The organism is Stenotrophomonas sp. pho (assembly GCF_006228405.1).
Taxonomy (GTDB): domain Bacteria; phylum Pseudomonadota; class Gammaproteobacteria; order Xanthomonadales; family Xanthomonadaceae; genus Stenotrophomonas; species Stenotrophomonas sepilia.
Genome location: NZ_CP029759.1, coordinates 3,243,194 through 3,260,480, shown reverse-complemented (window position 1 = coordinate 3,260,480; position 17,287 = coordinate 3,243,194). Strand labels below are relative to the sequence as shown.

The following is a 17,287-nucleotide window of genomic DNA, read 5'->3' as shown; positions in this document are numbered from 1 at the left end:
GGCGCAAGCGGGTCCGGACCCCATCGGTCAGGATCTGCGACAATACGCCCCCATTTTTGCCCGCAGCCTGTTGCCACGTGGCCCGATCCCGCTCCCGCACCGACCGTACCCCGTTCCAGACCGAGATCCTCGACCTCAGCCATGATGGTCGCGGTGTCGCCCGCCGTGAAGGCGAGGGCGGCAAGGTCACCTTCGTCAGCGGCGCCCTGCCCGGCGAGATGGTGATGGCTGAACAGACTGCCCGCAGCCGCCATTTCGACGAGGCGCGCACCCTGGAAGTGCTGCAGGCCTCGCCGCAGCGGGTGACCCCCAAGTGCCCCCATTTCGGTACCTGCGCCGGCTGCGTGCTGCAGCACCTGGACGAAGACCAGCAGATCGTCGCCAAGCAGCGCGTGCTGATGGATAACCTGGAGCGGATTGGCCATGTGAAGCCGGGCACCGTGCTTGCGCCGCTGATCGGCGAGAGCTGGGGCTACCGCCGCAAGGGCCGCTTCTCGGTGCGCCGGGTCGAGAAGAAGGACAAGACCCTGGTTGGCTTCCGTGAACAGGATCCGCGTTTCGTCGCCGACCTCAGCCAGTGCCTGACCGTGATTCCGGAGATCGGCACCAAGGTCGAGGCGTTGTCCACCTTCATCGAAACGCTCGATGGCAAGCGTGACATCCCTCAGATCGAATTCATCGCCGGTGACCAGGCCGTGGTCCTGACCGTGCGCCACCTGCAGCCACTCAGCGATGCCGACCGCGCGGCCTGGGCCGCCTTCGGCCAGCAGCATGGCTTCGTGATCTACCTGCAGTCCGGTGGCGTGGACACCGTGCAGCCGCTGGACGGGCAGGGCGTGGCGCTGTCGTTCCGGCTGGCGCCGTGGGATGTCGAGCTGGCGTTCCGCCCGCTGGATTTCATCCAGGTCAACGCCAAGCTCAACGAGAAGATGATCGCCCACGCCCTGGACCTGCTGCAGCCGGGTGAGGACGAGCGCGTGCTGGACCTGTTCTGCGGCCTGGGCAACTTCACCCTGCCGTTGGCCCGCCGTGTGCGTGAAGTGGTGGGTGTGGAAGGCGATGCCGGCCTCGTCGCGCGTGCGCGTGAGAACGCGGAGCGCAACGGCCTGGCGAACGCGCAGTTCTTCAGCGCCGACCTGACCCAGGACCAGCGCAGCACGGCGTGGATGCGCCAGGGCTTCGACAAGCTGCTGCTGGATCCGCCGCGCTCGGGCGCGATCGAAGTGCTGCAGCAGCTGCCGCTGAAGCAGTTCAAGCGCATCGTCTACGTCAGCTGCCACCCGGGCTCGCTGGCGCGCGATGCCGGCTATCTGGTCAACGAACAGGGCTTCACCCTGGTCAGCGCCGGTGCCATGGACATGTTCCCGCACACCGCGCACGTGGAAAGCATCGCGGTATTCGAAAAGCGCTGAGCAGCTGTCATCACCCGTGGCGCATAATTGCGCCATGGGCATCGAAATCGAACGCAAATTCCTGGTCAGCAGCGATGGCTGGCGCACCGCCGCGCATCGGGTGATCCCGATGGCGCAGGGCTACATCAACGACATGGGCGCGCTCGACCGCGGCACCCAGAACGCCTCGGTGCGCGTACGCATCGAAGGCGACCACGCCGCGCTGAACCTGAAGTCGCGCACCCTCGGCCATACCCGGCAGGAGTTCGACTACCCGATCCCGGTGGAGGACGCGCGCGCACTGCTGGCGCTGTGTGTCGGCGGCCTGATCGACAAGCGCCGCCATCTGGTCGAACACGCCGGCCTGACCTGGGAAGTGGACGAATTCCTCGGTGACAACGCCGGTCTGGTGGTGGCCGAAGTCGAACTGGAAAGCGCCGATCAGGCCATCGACCTGCCGGACTGGGTCGGCGCCGAAGTGACCGATGACGCCCGCTACTACAACGTTGCCCTGGCCAGCCGCCCGTATTCACAGTGGTGAACCCCAAAAAGGGGACGGAGGGGATTAAGTCGTCTTTACCCCGCCTGTGCGGAAAGCGACTTAATCCCCTCCGTCCCCTTTTATCGAGGAAGGCGGTCCCCATGTCGTGGACATGAGAATCGACATCTACTCCGACGTGGTCTGCCCCTGGTGCTGGATCGGCAAGCATCGTTTCCAGCAGGGCGTGCAGTTGCTGGGCGCCAATGCGCCTGAACTCGATATCCACTGGCAGCCGTTCCAGCTGGACCCGGATGCGGACGACACCCCGGTGCCGCTGCGCGAGGCCTATGCGCGCAAGTTCGGGGGCGTCGAGCGCACCGAGCAGATCCTCGGCCAGACCCAGACCACCGCGCGCGCGGAGGGGCTGTCGATGGATTTCAACCAGGGCCAGGTGCGGGTGACCACACTGCCGGCGCATCGGGTGTTGTGGCTGGCCGGCCAGCATGGCGTGCAGGATGCGGTGGGTGAAGCGCTGTTCCGCGCCCACTTCGAACATGGCCAGAACCTGGCCGACAACGCTGTACTGGTGAAGGCCGGCGTGGCGGGCGGCCTGGACGGTGGTGAAATCGCGCAGATGCTGACCTCCGACCGCGGCCTGGCCGAGGTCGAAGCCAAGCTGGCGCAGGCCCATGCACTGGGCATTTCTTCGGTGCCGACCTTCGTGATCGATGGGAAGTGGGCGATTTCCGGGGCGCAGCCACCCGAGGCGTTCGCCCAGGCCCTGCGGCAGATCGCGGCAGAACAGGGCGCCCCGGCTGACGGCGACGAGGCCTGCGGCCCGGACAGCTGCAAGGTCTGACCGGCTCCTCAAAAGGGGACGGAGGGGATTAAGACGTATCCAACCCCTTGGGGCCGATTGCGCCTTAATCCCCTCCGTCCCCTTTTTCTGACCACTGCGCCTGTCGGCCGGTTCTGCGACAATGCGGCACTGCGCCATGCGGGCGCGCGTTGTGGAGATCGACCATGCTGCTGATCGGCGTTGCCGGCACCGAACTGACCGCCCAGGAACGTGACTGGCTGCAGCACGACGCCGTGGCCGGAGTAGTGCTGTTCAAGCGCAACTTCGCCTCGCGCCAGCAGGTGACCGATCTGAGCGCGGCCATCCGTGCCGCTGCCCCGCGCCCGCAGCTGATCTGCGTGGACCAGGAAGGCGGCCGTGTGCAGCGCTTCCGCGAGGGTTACAGCGATCTTCCGCCGCTGCAGGACATTGGTGCCCTGTACGCCACCGACCCGCAGCAGGCCCTGGCGCTGGCCGAGCAGCACGCCTGGCTGATGGCCAGTGAAGTCCGCGCCAGCGGCCTGGATCTCAGCTTCGCCCCGGTGGTCGACCTTGGCCGCGGCAACCGCGCCATCGGCAACCGCGCCTTCAGTGAAGACCCGCAGGTCGTGGCCGCGTTCACTGCAGCCTATGTGCGCGGCATGCACGCGGTCGGCATGGCCGCCACGCTCAAGCATTTTCCTGGTCACGGCACCGTGCTGGAAGACACCCACGTCGATACCGCGATCGATCCACGCGCGCTGGACGAACTGCGCGCGCAGGACCTGGTGCCGTTCCAGGCCGGCATCGCCGCCGGTGCCGATGCGGTGATGATGGCGCACGTGATCTATCCGCAGGTGGCAGCGGAGCCCGCCGGCTATTCCCCACGCTGGATCCAGGACGTCCTGCGCGGCGAACTCGGCTTCCGCGGCGTGGTGTTCTCCGATGACATCGGCATGGCCGCCTCGCACAGCGCCGGCGGCGTGCCGGCACGCGTGCACGCGCACCTGGACGCCGGTTGCGACGTGGTGCTGGTCTGCCATCCGGAACTGGTCGATGAAGCCCTGCATGCGGTGCAGGGACGTTCCCTCAATACTGCTGCGCTGCTGGGCCTGCTCGGCCGCGGCGCGCTCGGCTGGGACGGCCTGCTGGCCGATGCCCGCCATGGCGACACCCAATCCCGTCTGCTTGAAACCCTTGGAAGAACCGTCTGATGCCCAACCTCACCATTTCCCAGGCCCTGGCCCAGGCTGACCTGCTGGTCGACCGCCCCACCATCGACAAGGCCATCGCTGCAATCGCCGACGCCATCGCGCGCGATTACAAGGGCGAGGTGCCGTTGTTCCTGTCGATCATGCATGGTGCGCTGCCGTTCGCTGGCCAGCTGGCGCTGGAACTGGGCGCGCGCGGCCAGGACGTGCAGTTCGATTACCTGCACGCCACCCGCTACCGCGGCGAAACCACCGGCGGTGACCTGGTCTGGAAGCACAAGCCGGCCACCTCGCTGTTCGGCCGCCGCGTGCTGCTGGTCGACGACATCCTCGACGAGGGCTACACCCTGCAGGGCGTTCGCACCTGGTGCCTGGAACAGGGCGCGACCGATGTGCGCATCGCTGCGATGACCGTGAAGAAGCACGACCGTGCGCTGCCTGACGTGACCGCCGATTACGCGGGCATCGAGCTGCCGGACCGCTACGTATTCGGCTTCGGCATGGACGTCAACGAGACCCTGCGCTGCGTGCCGGCCATCTACGCAATGAAGGAATAACGGCGCGGCCGCACGCGGCGCGTCTTTTCCATCGCCGGCATCCTCGGGTGCCGGCGTTCGTCTTTTCATGGAGTGCTTCTAATGCAACAGATCGCCCTGGCCGTGATCGGCGGTACCGGTGTCTACAACCTGGCCAAGCTTGACGACGTGCAGACCCACGAGGTCGACACCCGCTTCGGCCGCCCATCGGGCCCGGTGCGCGTGGGCACGCTGCTCGGCCATCGCGTGGCGTTCCTGGCGCGGCATGGCGAGGGGCATTCGCTGCCGCCGCACAAGATCAACTACCGCGCCAACCTGGCTGCGCTGCAGCAGCTGGGCGCGCAGCGGGTGCTGGCATTGAACACGGTGGGGGCATCACCGAGAACTTCGGTCCGCGCGTGCTCGCCTGCCCGGACCAGATCATCGACTACACCTGGGGCCGCATCAGCACGATCTGTGAAGAAGAAGGCTCCGACGTGGTCCACGTCGATTTCGGCCATCCGTACACGCCGATGCTGCGCAGCAAGATCCTGGCGGCAGCCAAAGTGACCGGTGTCACGGTCCATGACGGTGGCTGCTATGGCGCAACGCAGGGCCCGCGCCTGGAAACCGTCGCCGAAATCGCCCGCATGCGCCGCGACGGTTGCGATCTGGTGGGCATGACCGGCATGCCGGAAGCCGCACTGGCGCGGGAGCTGGGGCTGGATTATGCCTGCCTGGCGATCATCGCCAACTGGGCCGCCGGCTGCGGTGATGGCGAGGAGATTACGATGGCCGAAGTGCTGGCCAATGTGCAGGCGGCCAGCAACGGACTTCCGGAACTGGTGGGCGAATTGGCGCGGGGGTGATTGTCTTCCCCGAGCAAGCTTTGCATACTCAGCTTGTGCGCGGGTTCAGCGTACACCACCCATTCATTGCATAAGGTCTCGCATCACCATGCCGAACGGTACCGTCAAGTGGTTCAACGACGCCAAGGGATTTGGCTTCATCTCGCCGGAGGATGGCAGCGCCGACGTGTTCGCGCACTTCTCCGCCATCAACTCCAAGGGCTTCCGCAGCCTGCAGGAAGGCCAGCGTGTCACCTATGACGTGACCCAGGGCCCGAAGGGCGCCCAGGCTTCGAACATCACGCCGGCCGAGTGATCCACTCGACAGTGCGTTGAAAACCCCGCTCCGGCGGGGTTTTTTTTGCCCTGCGACAAGAATTGCGCTGCCGTGGGCGGAGGCCCCGCTGGGCATCCGGATTTGTGCTCGGGCACAATGCGCCCATGAAGGAACGACTGCGCATCGCCGTGATCGGCTACGGCACCGCTGGACAGGCATTGTCCATCCTGCTCTCCCGTGATGGCCACGAGGTGGAGATCTTCGAACGTGTGCCCACGCCGGGACCGGTTGGCGCCGGTTTCCTGCTGCAGCCCAGCGGCCTGCAGGTGCTGTGGCAGATGGGCCTGCTTGACGCCGTGCGCGCGCATGCCGCGCCGGTGCATCGCCTGTACGGCGATACGCCGTGCGAACGCGCAGTGATGGACATGCGCTACGCCGGCCTGGACGCGCGCCTGCACGGCCTTGGCATGCAGCGCGGCGCCCTGTTCTCGTTGCTGGATGATGCGCGTGCAGGTGCGGGCCAGCTGCATGCCGGCGTCAGCATCGCTGCAGTGGATGCCGAGCACGGCCGCCTGCGTGACAGCGAAGGGCGCCTGCACGGTGCGTTCGACCTCGTGGTGGCCGCCGATGGTGCGGCCTCGACGCTGCGCGGCACGATCAAAGACGGTAACGGACTGGATCGCGTGTATCCGTGGGGTGCGCTGTGGTGCCTGTTGCCGGCCGAAGACTGGCCACACCTGCAGGAGCTGCGGCAGCGCTACGTGGCCGCACGCAAGATGATCGGGCTGTTGCCGGTCGGTACGCGGCCCGGTGATGACACGCCGCGCCTGAGCTTTTTCTGGAGCCTGCCACGCGACGATTTCGAACGTTGGCAGGCCGACGGCATGACGCCCTGGCTGGACGAACTGCATGCGCTGTGGCCGCAGGCCAGTGCACGCTTCGCGCATCTGCGTGACGCCGGCCAGCTGGCACGGGCCGTCTACCGCGACGCAGTGATGACGCGCTGGCATCACGGCCGCATGGTGCTGGCCGGCGATGCCGCGCATGCGATGAGCCCACAGCTGGGCCAGGGCGTGAACATGGCGCTGCTCGATGCGCTGGCGCTGCGCGATGCCTTGCGCGCGCATGGTGGCGGTGCCACGGCATTGCAGGCCTACCAGGCGCAGCGCAGGGCACACGTTGCGGTCTACCAGCGCTGGAGCCGTTGGCTGACGCCGCTGTTCCAGTCCGATCGCGATGCCTGGGCCAAAGCGCGCGACGTGCTGCTCGGCCCGATGGGGCGCCTGCCGGGTGGACGTGGTCACATGCTGCGTGTGCTCAGCGGTACCCAGCATGGCTGGTTCGGTTCGCTCGCGCTGGATCCGGCTTTCGTCGACGCGCTGGCCACTGCGGCGCAGGTGCCTCGCATCAACGCGATCACAGCCACTGCGTGAAACGCGTCGTCACGTGAATTAACGGTTGCCTCACTGCGCATATGCGAGAAGTAGGTTGCACGCGATTGCGCGTCGCCCGTTTTCCTTTCCGTGATCAACATCGCGCGTGGCCCGGGAGGCGCTGCCGTCGCGGCCTGTTGCGGCCCGGATGTGCCGCCTGTTGTCGAAGAGGAGGATGCCATGTTGTTCGCGGTCGAGGAGCTGGAATCGGAAATCTGCAAGCTGCGCGGTCTGTTGCAGATGCTGCACGAGGACCAGCCCGACGTACTGGAGGACGTGTTCGAGTTCCATGTCGGCAGCCTGATCAGTCATGCGTCGCCTGAGCACCACACGCGCATCCGCACCTGCGCGCAGGAGATGCTGGCGGCGATCCAGGCATTGCCGCGGCGACGGGAAGAGGACACGCCTGAGTTCCAGCTGATGCCGCAGCTGGATATCCGTCCGGCCTGATTCAAGCCAGGGGCAGTGCCACCAGGCCGTTGTCCACGCAGGCGACCATCTGTTCGCCGGCAGCGGGAACAGGAACGATTCCGGCGGTGAACGCGGAGAAGGCCGGCAGGAGCGTCATCCTGTCACGCAGCCAGAATGCGGGGAAGCGCCGCCGCAACGGAGGCAAAGCGATCTGTGGATGCAGATGCCCGGCGATCACATGCAGCTCCGCATCGGGCACCGGCTCATGCCGAAGCAGGAACGGTGGCAACCGTACTTCGTCGTGGATCTGCACCTGCAGCTCGGCATGCGGCAGCTGCCGGTCATGATTTCCGCGCAGGACATGCACGTCCAGTGCGGCATTGCGTTCGCGCCATCCCAGCCATTGCTGGTACCACGCAGCACGATGCGCCGGGCCGTGCAGGATGTCGCCCAGGATCCACACCTCGCGGCAGGCACGCGCGTCCAGCAGCCCCTGCAGGCGTTGCAGGTCCTTGCCGGTACCGCCGCCGGGCAGCGCGATGCCTGCGCGGCGGAAGACATCGGCCTTGCCCAGGTGCAGGTCGGCGAGCAGCAGTGCCTGCCGCGCGGGCCAGTACAGTGCACGCGCGCCAAGCAGCACCAGCGGCTCGCCTGCGCGCAGCAGCGGCAGTTCATCGGCCATGCCGACGCTCCAGCTGCTGGGCCGCGCGTTGCACCCGGGTACGCCAGTCTTCGTTGCTGAACTGCCCGCGCAGGCGTTCGGCCCACAGCGGGAAACCCAACGGCGTGAGTGACGCCGGGCGCTGCACCGAGAGGGTCTGCATCCGAACCCTGGCCAGTACCTGTTGCAGCCCCGGCATGTCGAGGCTGTCATTCAGCACTTCCTGTTCCGCCAGCGCCAGCAGCAGGTGATCCGGGTCGTGCTCGCGCAGTACGTCGTAGAGCAGTCCCGCGGACGCCTGCAGCTGGCGCAGTGCCCGTGGCATGCCACCGGGCAGGCTGGGGACCAGCAGGCCGGCGACGCGTGCGATGCCGCGGAACTGGCGACGCGCCAGCTCGCCCAGGTTCACCGCAGCACGCAGATCATCCAGCAGCTGATCGGTGGAGAACAGCGCCCGCCATTGCGCCGCATCCAGATCGATGGCCTGTGCCGGTGCCAGCACCAGGCCGTGATCGTTCACCGCATAGCCGATGCTGTTGCGCTGCCGGCGGGTACAGCGCAGCGCCAGCAGGGCGGCCAGCGCCTCATGCACGTGGCGGCCGGCAAAGGGATAGACGAACAGGAACTGGCCTTCGCGACGACGCACATCCTCCACCAGCAGATGGGCTGGGCCGGGAAGCGCCGACAACCGCTGCTGCAGTGCCAGCAGGGGTGACAGCCAGCGTGACTCGGCGCTGTCGTCAGCACCGGACAGTACCCACTCCAGCTCGCGGCCCAGCGGCATCGACAGCGGCAACTGGCCGCCCTGCCAGCGCGGCACGATCCCCTCACCGCGTCCTCGTGCCAACCGGACGAAGGCAGTCATGTCGCGCAGCTGCACCAGCTCCAGCAGGCGCCCGGCGAACTGGAAGCGGTCGCCACGGCGCAGGCGGCTGGCGAACTGTTCCTCCACGGCGCCCAGGCTGCCGCCGCGCAGGAACTGCACGCGCACGCTGCCATCGCTGCTGATGGTGCCGATCGACAGCCGATGACGCAGCGCCTGGCGACGGTCGTGCATGCGGTACCACCCATCGGCATCACGCACGACCTTGTGGAAATCGGGGTACTGGGCCAGCGCTTGGCCACCCTGCACGACGAATGTGAGCACGGCCTGCCACTGGTCGTCGCCGAGCGACGCGAAGGCATGGGTACGCCGCACCTGCGCCAGCAGGTCGGCGCTGTCGAAGCCGCCCGCCAGGGCGCGGCTGACCGCATGCTGGGCCAGCACATCCAGCGGCAGCGTCGGCGGCCTGCGCGCTTCGACCACGTTCCCGGCCAACGCACGGCGCACGGCGGCGTACTCGGCCAGTTCCAGCGCATGGCTGGGCACGCACAGGATGGAACCGCTGGCACCCGGGCGGTGCCGTGCGCGTCCGGCGCGCTGGCGCAGGCGCGCCACGCCCTTCGGGCTGCCCAGCTGCAGTACCTGCTCAACCTCGGGGAAGTCGACGCCGAGGTCGAGGCTGGAGGTGGCAACCACGCAGCGCAGCGCGCCCGCGCGCAGGCCATCCTCCACCTGCTGGCGCAGCACCGGGTCCAGCGAGCCGTGGTGCAGCGCAAGCGTGTCCGGTTCTTCCGGCCAGACTGCGGCCAGCGCCTGATGCCACAATTCAGCTTGCGCGCGCGTATTGGTGAACAGCAGGCTGCTGCGTGCCTGCATCAGTGCATCCAGCACGCGTGGCAGCTGCGCCAGGCCCAGATGCCCGGCCCAGGGGAAATGTTCGCCAGGGTCCGGCAGCACGCTGCGCACGCTCACTGCGCGAGGGCGTACGCCCTGCACGATCGGTGCATCCGGTTGCCCGGGCAGCAGTACATCGCGCGCCTCATCCAGATTGCCCAGCGTGGCCGACAGTCCCCACAGCTGCGATGCAGGCGCGGCCTGGCGCAACACTGCCAGGTTCAACTGCAGCAGCACACCGCGCTTGTTGCCCAGCAGTTCGTGCCATTCGTCCACCACCATGCAGCGCAGCCGCTGCATGCGCGGCAGCGTATCCGGATAGCTCAGCAGCAGCGCCAGTGATTCCGGCGTGGTCACCAGTACGTCGATGCGGCCCTCGCGCGCCTGGCGCCGCTCGCGGTTGCTGGCGTCACCACTGCGCAGGCCGACACGCCAACCCAGCCCCAGCCCATCGACCACGGTCTGCAGCGCGCGCGCGGTGTCGCTGGCCAACGCGCGCAAGGGGGTCACCCACAGCACCTGCAGCGGGCGGACCGCGCTGGCGCGGCGGGGGAGGGTGGCGGGTCGATCATGGCCTGCAGCAGCGGTCCGCCGAACATCGCCAGTGTCTTGCCGCTGCCTGTGGGTGTATGCAGCAGCCCGGATTCGCCGGCGAGATAGTGACGCCACATCGCGCGCTGGAACGGCAGTGAGCGCCAGCCTCTGGACGCGAACCAGTCTTCCAGCCGGCGCAGTGCCTGGCTGCGGTTCATCGTGCCAACGCCTGCAGCGTGGCCAACTGATCGGCTTCGCTGGCGGGCTTGTCGTGGCGCCAGCGCAGGATGCGCGGAAAACGCACGGCGATGCCCGACTTGTGCCGGCTGCTGCGGTTGACTGCCTCGAAGCCCAGCTCGAAGACGTGTTCGGCGCGAACGCTGCGCACCGGGCCGAAGCGCTCGCGGGTGTTGGCGCGGATCCAGCGATCAAGCGCGAGGATTTCCTTGTCATCCAGGCCCGAATAGGCCTTGGCGACCGGTACCAGCGTGTCGCCGTCCCAGACGCCGAAGGTGTAGTCGGTGTACAGCGTGCTGCGCCGCCCATGGCCGGCCTGCGCGTACAGGAGCACCGCATCGATGGTGAGCGGATCGACCTTCCATTTCCACCAGTCACCGCGGCGGCGCCCGGCCTGGTAGGGCGAGGCATGCCGTTTCAGCATCAGTCCTTCCACGCCGCGTTCGCGTGCCACGTCGCGCATTGCCGCCGCCTGGAGCCAGTCGTCGGCGTCAACGCCCGGTGAGAGCTGGATCCGTGCATCGTTCAGTGCACCGACGACCTCGGCGAGACGCGCGCGCCGCTGCTGCAGCGGACGTTCGCGCAGGTCTACGCCATCGAGTTCAAGCAGGTCATAGGCGAGCACCCGCACCGGCGTGTTGCGCAGGGTGGCCGCACCGGGTTTTCGGCGCTGGATGCGCGTCTGCAGCGCAGTGAAGGCACGCGGCAGGTCCGCGGCTTCGTCCCAGGCCAGCAGCTCGCCGTCCAGCACGCAGCCATCGGGAAGCGCCATCGCTGCCTGTTCGATCTCGGGGAAGCGGCCATCCAGCCGCTCTTCGCCGCGTGACCACAAGGCGACCTCGCCGCGCCGGCGCAGCAGCTGCAGGCGGATGCCATCCCACTTCCATTCCAGCAGCCAGTCATCGATCGGGCCGAGTCGTTCGGCAGGGGATCCCTCCAGTGGCGAGGCCAGGAAGAACGGATAGGGCTGCTGCCGGTCCAGCGGCAGCTCATCCGGCGACAGCAGCTGGGTCAGCAGCCCGGGCGAGGGCACCCACTCGCCCAGCATGCGCTGGGCGATGCGTGCGATGTCCAGGCCGGACCACTCGGCCAGCGCCTGCTGCACCAGTCGCTGCGACACGCCAATGCGCAGGGCGCCGGTCAGCAGCTTGTTGAATACCAGGCGTTCGCCGCTGCACAGTTGCTGCCAGCCGGCGACGATCGCCGCGCGACGCACCGCCTCGGGTTGGTTGGCGACCGCCAGCAGGTGCTGTTCGATCCATTCGGCCAGGGGCCGGTCAGGCGAAGGGTGTGGTGGGTCGTCCAACAGCAGGGTCAGCGTTTCGGCCAGGTCACCCACCTGCGCATAGCTGTCTTCCACCAGCCACGGTGGCAACCCTGATTGCTCGGCGATCCACGCGCGCAGTTCGCCACTGGCGGCGATCTTCCTGCGCGCGCCGCCCACCTTGCCACCACTGAGCAGGTACAGCGCCCACGCCGCATCGTGTGCGCCTGCCTGGCGGAAGTAGTCGACCAGCGCTGCGCGCTTGTCCAGCGTGGCAGTGCTGCGGTCCAGGCGTTGGTAGAGCGCTGCGAAGGACTTCATTCCTCGCTCCCGAAATCGGTACGGAAGGCTTCGGCAGCCACGCCGCGCTCGCGCAGGAACGGAATCAACGCATCGGTATTGCCATGGGTGGCGATCACCCGCTGCGCGCCGGTCTGTTGGATCGTCTGAAGCAGTGCTGGCCAATCGGCGTGGTCGGAAATGACGAAGCCTCGATCGACGTTGCGGCGGCGACGGTTGCCGCGCAGTTGCATCCAGCCCGAGGCGAAGCCCAGCTGGTGACGGCCGAAGCGGCGCATCCAGGGCGTGCCCGCAGCCGAGGGCGGGGCCAGGATCAACTGGCCGGCGGCATCGGGCTGGCGGCCCTGTTCGGCCACGGTGAGCGTCTCCAGCATCGGTACGCCGGCCTGCCGGTACACCGCCACGCCATTGGCGATGGCGCCATGCAGCCAGGCCGGCCGATCGTCCAGTGGCCGCAGCTCTGCCAGCACCCGCTGTGCCTTGCCCAGCGCATAGCACAGCAGGATCGCAGCCTCGCCGCGTTGTTCGCATTCGCGGCGCCAAGCCACGATTTCGGCAGCAACGGCCGAAGTGTCCGGCCAGCGGTAGATCGGCAGGGCGAAGGTGGCTTCGGTGATGAAGGTATCGCAGGGCACCACTTCGAACGGCGCACAGGTTGGGTCAGGCTGCCGCTTGTAGTCGCCGGAGGCGACCCAGACCTGCCGCCCGTCGTCGATGCGCACCTGCGAAGATCCCAGGACGTGACCGGCTGGATGCAGCGATACCTGTACCCGGCCCAGGCGGAACGGCACGCCCTCGACGTGCGCCTGCACCGGAACATCGCCCAGGCGCCAGCGCAGGATCGGCAGGCTGCCTTCGCTGCAGTGGTACTCGCCCATGCCCGGGCGGGCGTGATCCCCGTGGCCATGCGTGATGACCGCGCGCGCTACCGGTCGCCAGGGATCAATGTGGAAATCGCCGGCGGCGCAGTACAGCCCTTCCGGGCGCAGCACCACCAGATCGTCGTTGGCTGCCATGCGATCACTGTGGCCTGCTGCTCGTGCAGACGGTGAGAACCGGCCTGAACACGGGCTTGGCAAGTCATGCGGCACAATCGGGCCGCATACCTCTTGCCGCCAGGATGGACCGGATGAGTGGACCAAGCTTCAGCAGCGACGCGCCCTACGAAACCCATGTGGTGTTGAACCAGCCGCCACCGTTCGCGGGGCGCCAGTTGTGGACTGACGACGTGGCGCTGATGGAAGCCGTGCAACGCGAAGGCGCTGGCGGCTTCGCGCCACGCCTGGCGGTCTATGGCGCGCTGGCCGGCGACGAGCTGTACCGGCTCGGCTTCGATGCCAACCGCGATCGCCCACGCCTGCGCACGCATGATGCGCAGGGTCATCGCATCGATACGGTGGAGTTCCACCCGGCCTATCACCAGTTGATGGAGACGGCGAAATCGCACGGTGTCGCCGGCTTGTCCTGGCATGAACCGCAACCCGGCGCGCATGTCGCGCGTGCGGTGTTGAGCTACCTGCACCACCAGGCCGAGGCCGGCACCAGTTGCCCGTTGACGATGACCCATGCAGCAGTAGCGGTGCTGCACACGCAGCCGCATCTGGCCGAGTGGGCACGCAAGGCCGCAGCGCCGGTCTATGACGCGCGCGACGTGCCGGTGGCTGACAAGGCCGGCATCACCCTGGGCATGGGCATGACCGAGAAGCAGGGCGGCTCGGATGTGCGCTCCAACAGCACGCGCGCCGAACCGATCGATGGTGAGCGCTATCGCCTTGTCGGCCACAAGTGGTTCTTTTCCGCACCGATGTGCGATGGCTTCCTGGTGCTGGCGCAGGCGCCGGGAGGACTGACCTGCCTGCTGATGCCGCGCCGGCTGGCCGACGGTGACCGCAACGCATTCCGGTTGATGCGGTTGAAGGACAAGCTTGGCGACTGGGCCAATGCCTCCAGCGAAGTCGAGTTCTGCGGCGCGCAGGCATGGCGGGTGGGCGAGGAGGGGCGTGGCGTGGCCACCATCATCGGCATGGTGATGATGACCCGCCTGGATTGCATGCTGGGCGCAGCGGCGGAAATGCGCATGGCGTTGGCGCAGGCGTTGCACCACGCACGCCATCGCCGCACCTTCGGCAAGCTGCTGGTCGAGCACCCGTTGATGACCAATGTGCTGGCCGACCTGGCACTGGAATCGGAAGCGGCCACGGTACTTTCGATGCGCATCGCACGCGCGGTGGATCGCGCCGCCGTGGATGCCAACGAAGCTGCGCTGGCACGGGTGGGAACGGCGCTGGGCAAGTACTGGCTGTGCAAGCGCGCGCCGGCCTTCGTCAACGAAGCGCAGGAATGCCTCGGCGGCGCAGGCTATGTGGAGGAATCGATGCTGCCGCGGCTGTACCGGCAGGCGCCGTTGAATTCGATCTGGGAAGGCAGTGGCAACATCCAGTGCCTGGACGTACTGCGCGCGCTGGCACGTGAACCGGAGGCACTGGCGGCGCTGCGCGCCGAGCTGGCAGCGGTGGCCGATCGTGATGCGCGCTACGCAGCGGCATTGCAGCGTTGGGCAGCGGCACCGGCACCGGATGAGTCGCAGGCGAGGCTTTTCTGCGAGCGCACTGCGCTGCTGTTGCAGGCAGCGTTGATGTTGCGGGCGGGCAGTCCAATGGCTGAAGCGTTCGTGCGCAGCCGGCTGGAAGGGGAGCATGGGCTGGTGTTCGGGACGCTGCCGGTGGGTGTGGATCTGTCGGCAATGCTGGCGCGCGCGCTGCCTTAGGGGCGGCCAACGGCGATGGCGCTTACGCCCCTGCGCAACCTACCCGCGCGTCCTTGGACACTTTCCGTACGCGTCCAGCACGGAATCAACAGAAAGAGCAGAGAGCGAAAAGCAGAAAAGCCGCGGCAGTGCCGCGGCTTTTCCTGTAGCGCCGAGACGATGCCCGGCTGCCGGTAGGCCTTAGTGCTTGGCTTCTTCCTTGGCGGCGTTGGCCTTGGCGTCATTGGCGACATCACGGGCCTTGTCAGCAACCTTCTGTGCGGCGTCCGCAGTGGCGTCGCTGGCATGTGCAGCGGCGTCGGTGGCCGCAACCTTGGCCTTGTCTGCGGCGTTTGCGGTGGCGTCTGCGGCCTTGTCCAGTGCCTGCTGGGTATCGGCGGCGGCCTGCTCGGAAGCGGCAGCGGTCTTGTCGGCAGCGTTGCGGGTGGCTTCGGCGGCCCTGTCCACGGCGTCACGGGCGGCAGCGCCGGCGCTGTCGGCGGCCTGCTGCGCGTCCTGCTTGGCCTGTTCGGCTTCCGGACCCTTGCAGGCGGCCAGGGCCAGCAGCAGGGAGGCGGCCAGCAGCGTGGTGGTGATCGGGCGAATCTTCATGGCGGTCTCCGGTACTGCAATGGATGGGGACGCCAGCCTATTCATGCCGTTGTGAAGACGGGGTCGCGATCCGAGGCGCGCGCAGGCAGCAGGCCAAAGAAAAAGCCGCTGGCGAACCAGCGGCTTTTCCAGAACAGCCTGAAGAAAGAAGTTATTACTTCTTGGCTTCTTCAGCAGCGTCCTTGGCCTGCTCAGCGGTAGCTTCGGCAGCCTTGGCAGCGTCCTTGGCTTCGCCAGCAGCAGCGTCGGTCGCGGCAGCAGCGGTGTTGGCAGCAGCGTCGGTCGCAGCGTCAGCAGCGGTGGCGGCGGTGTTGGCAGCCTGCTGGGCAGCGTCGGCGGTCTGGGCGCCGGCAGCGGCGGCCTGGTCGGCAGCAGCCTGGGCTTCGGTGGCGGCTTCGTTGGCCGAAGCAGCGGCGTCCTGGGCAGCTTCCTGCTTCGAGCAGGCGGCCAGGGCCAGAGCCAGGGACATCGCGACCAGCAGCTTGTTGATGCTCATTGTGTAAATCCTCGTCGTTAGAATTAGGCAACGCGCATGCTGCGCGCCGACAACATGATGACAAGCCAAGATTGGGTGTCAAGCGATCCCGCATTCATTTTTGCGAAATCGTCGTTAAATCTTTTTAAATCAATTCGATGGCGATGGCTGTTGCTTCACCGCCACCGATGCACAGGGTGGCAATGCCGCGCTTGCCACCGCGCGTGCGCAGGGCGTTGACCAAGGTCACCACCAGGCGTGCACCGGAGGCACCGATGGGATGGCCCAGTGCGCAGGCCCCGCCATTCACGTTGAGCTTGTCGTGCGGGATGCCCAGTTCACGCATCGGTGCCATCGCCACCACGGCGAAGGCCTCATTGATTTCGAACAGGTCGATCTGGTCCAGCGACCATCCGGTCTTGGCCAGCAGTGTGTGGATCGCGCCGATCGGGGCGGTGGTGAACCATTCTGGTTCCTGCGAATGGGTGGCGTGGCCGACGATGCGCGCCAGCGGGTAATGCCACGTGCGTTGGCGTCTTCCTCGGTCAGCAGTACCACTGCGGCGGCGCCGTCGGAGATGCTGGAGGAGCTGGCGGCGGTGACGCTGCCGTCCTTCTTGAAGGCCGGGCGCAGGGTCGGGATCTTGGCGATGTCGGAGCGGCCGGGTTGCTCGTCGGTGGCGACCTCGACCTCACCCTTGCGGGTGGCGACCTTCACCGCGACGATCTCGTCGGCGAATGCCCCATTGGCCTGTGCGGCCTGTGCGCGCTTGACCGATTCGATCGCGTAGGCGTCCTGTTCCTCGCGGCTGAACTGGTACTTGTCCACGGCGCATTCGGCGAATTCACCCATGGCCTTGCCGTCGTAGGCGTTGACCAGGCCGTCGTGGGCCATGTGGTCGATCGCCTGGAAGTTGCCGAAGCGGTTGCCGGTACGCGAGTTGGGCAGCAGGTGCGGGGCGTTGGACATCGATTCCATGCCACCGGCGATCACGATGCTGGCCGAACCGGCCTTGATCAGGTCATGGCCGAGCATGATGGTCTTCATGCCCGAGCCGCACACCTTGTTGAGGGTGGTGGCACCGGTCGACAGCGGAATGCCGGCGGCGATCGCCGCCTGGCGGGCGGGCGCCTGGCCGAGGTTGGCCGGCAGCACGCAGCCCATGAGGACTTCAGAGACGTCGCTGGCCGGCACGCCCGATTGTTCCAGGGCGGCCGCGATGGCGGCCGCGCCGAGGGTCGGGGTCGGCACGCCGTTGAACTGGCCGAGGAAGGAGCCGATGGCGGTGCGCTTGGCGGCGGCGATGACGATGTTGGACATGGCAATCTCGTTGATGCGTAAGCAATGTTCGGAAAGG

The 17,287-nt window shown here is 67.4% G+C and carries 14 protein-coding genes and 3 pseudogenes; 10 read left to right on the top strand and 7 right to left on the bottom strand.

The genetic code is table 11. From position 1 onward, the window contains the following. Positions 1-77: 77 nt before the first annotated feature. The 9 genes and pseudogenes from rlmD (at position 78) to DL544_RS15320 (ending at position 7,423) form a co-directional block, all read left to right on the top strand. The gene (gene rlmD, locus DL544_RS15360) at positions 78-1,412 is read left to right on the top strand and encodes a 23S rRNA (uracil(1939)-C(5))-methyltransferase RlmD (protein WP_139727483.1); all 1,335 of its coding nucleotides are present in this window, start codon (positions 78-80) and stop codon (positions 1,410-1,412) included. Between the two features lie 34 nt (positions 1,413-1,446). Continuing rightward, positions 1,447-1,932, top strand: coding sequence for a CYTH domain-containing protein (locus tag DL544_RS15355; RefSeq protein ID WP_053500339.1), 486 nt, complete (start codon positions 1,447-1,449; stop codon positions 1,930-1,932). 112 nt (positions 1,933-2,044) lie between these two features. Further along, positions 2,045-2,731, top strand: a complete 687-nt coding sequence (locus DL544_RS15350) for a DsbA family oxidoreductase (RefSeq protein ID WP_139727481.1) — start codon at positions 2,045-2,047, stop codon at positions 2,729-2,731. Between the two features lie 164 nt (positions 2,732-2,895). Then, on the top strand, positions 2,896-3,903 hold the full coding sequence (gene nagZ / locus DL544_RS15345) for a beta-N-acetylhexosaminidase (RefSeq protein WP_139727479.1): 1,008 nt from the start codon (positions 2,896-2,898) through the stop codon (positions 3,901-3,903). Then, positions 3,903-4,457 (top strand): hypoxanthine-guanine phosphoribosyltransferase, encoded by a 555-nt coding sequence (locus DL544_RS15340; protein WP_005418223.1) that lies wholly within the window; start codon positions 3,903-3,905, stop codon positions 4,455-4,457. The genes nagZ and DL544_RS15340 overlap by 1 nt, the downstream gene beginning before the upstream one ends. 81 nt (positions 4,458-4,538) lie before the next feature. After that, positions 4,539-5,284, top strand: a pseudogene (locus DL544_RS15335) (S-methyl-5'-thioinosine phosphorylase). An 88-nt stretch (positions 5,285-5,372) separates the two neighbouring features. Next, the gene (locus tag DL544_RS15330; RefSeq protein WP_005410590.1) at positions 5,373-5,579 is read left to right on the top strand and encodes a cold-shock protein; all 207 of its coding nucleotides are present in this window, start codon (positions 5,373-5,375) and stop codon (positions 5,577-5,579) included. 125 nt (positions 5,580-5,704) lie between these two features. Next, a complete protein-coding gene (locus DL544_RS15325) occupies positions 5,705-6,973 on the top strand; it encodes an FAD-dependent oxidoreductase (protein WP_139727478.1) in 1,269 nt (422 codons plus the stop codon). 180 nt (positions 6,974-7,153) lie between these two features. Continuing rightward, positions 7,154-7,423 carry a hypothetical protein gene (locus DL544_RS15320; RefSeq protein ID WP_053500349.1) on the top strand — a complete coding sequence of 90 codons (270 nt, stop codon included), beginning with the start codon at positions 7,154-7,156 and terminating at the stop codon, positions 7,421-7,423. Between the two features lies 1 nt (position 7,424). Here DL544_RS15320 and pdeM read toward each other — a convergent pair whose 3' ends face one another. From pdeM to DL544_RS15300, 4 genes and pseudogenes are all read right to left on the bottom strand, one after another. Further along, positions 7,425-8,066, bottom strand: a complete 642-nt coding sequence (pdeM, locus tag DL544_RS15315; protein ID WP_061479805.1) for a ligase-associated DNA damage response endonuclease PdeM — start codon at positions 8,064-8,066, stop codon at positions 7,425-7,427. Next, a pseudogene (locus tag DL544_RS15310) lies at positions 8,056-10,514 on the bottom strand (ligase-associated DNA damage response DEXH box helicase). The gene pdeM and the pseudogene DL544_RS15310 overlap by 11 nt, the downstream one beginning before the upstream one ends. After that, complete coding sequence (locus DL544_RS15305; RefSeq protein WP_139727476.1) at positions 10,511-12,118, bottom strand: ATP-dependent DNA ligase; 1,608 nt, start codon at positions 12,116-12,118, stop codon at positions 10,511-10,513. The pseudogene DL544_RS15310 and the gene DL544_RS15305 overlap by 4 nt, the downstream one beginning before the upstream one ends. Continuing rightward, positions 12,115-13,113 (bottom strand): ligase-associated DNA damage response exonuclease, encoded by a 999-nt coding sequence (locus tag DL544_RS15300; RefSeq protein WP_005418210.1) that lies wholly within the window; start codon positions 13,111-13,113, stop codon positions 12,115-12,117. The genes DL544_RS15305 and DL544_RS15300 overlap by 4 nt, the downstream gene beginning before the upstream one ends. 113 nt (positions 13,114-13,226) lie before the next feature. Here DL544_RS15300 and DL544_RS15295 point away from each other — a divergent pair, with 113 nt between their 5' ends. Next, positions 13,227-14,864: an acyl-CoA dehydrogenase family protein gene (locus DL544_RS15295; protein ID WP_139727475.1), complete on the top strand. Its 1,638-nt coding sequence runs from the start codon at positions 13,227-13,229 to the stop codon at positions 14,862-14,864. A 180-nt stretch (positions 14,865-15,044) separates the two neighbouring features. Here the strand turns inward: DL544_RS15295 and DL544_RS15290 are convergent, their stop codons facing one another. From DL544_RS15290 to DL544_RS15280, 3 genes and pseudogenes are all read right to left on the bottom strand, one after another. After that, positions 15,045-15,455, bottom strand: a complete 411-nt coding sequence (locus DL544_RS15290; RefSeq protein ID WP_005418205.1) for a hypothetical protein — start codon at positions 15,453-15,455, stop codon at positions 15,045-15,047. 154 nt (positions 15,456-15,609) lie between these two features. After that, entirely contained in the window at positions 15,610-15,951 is a 342-nt protein-coding gene (locus tag DL544_RS15285) for a hypothetical protein (RefSeq protein WP_005418203.1), read from the bottom strand. 124 nt (positions 15,952-16,075) lie between these two features. Further along, positions 16,076-17,250 (bottom strand): annotated as a pseudogene (locus tag DL544_RS15280) (thiolase family protein). Positions 17,251-17,287 lie beyond the last annotated feature (37 nt).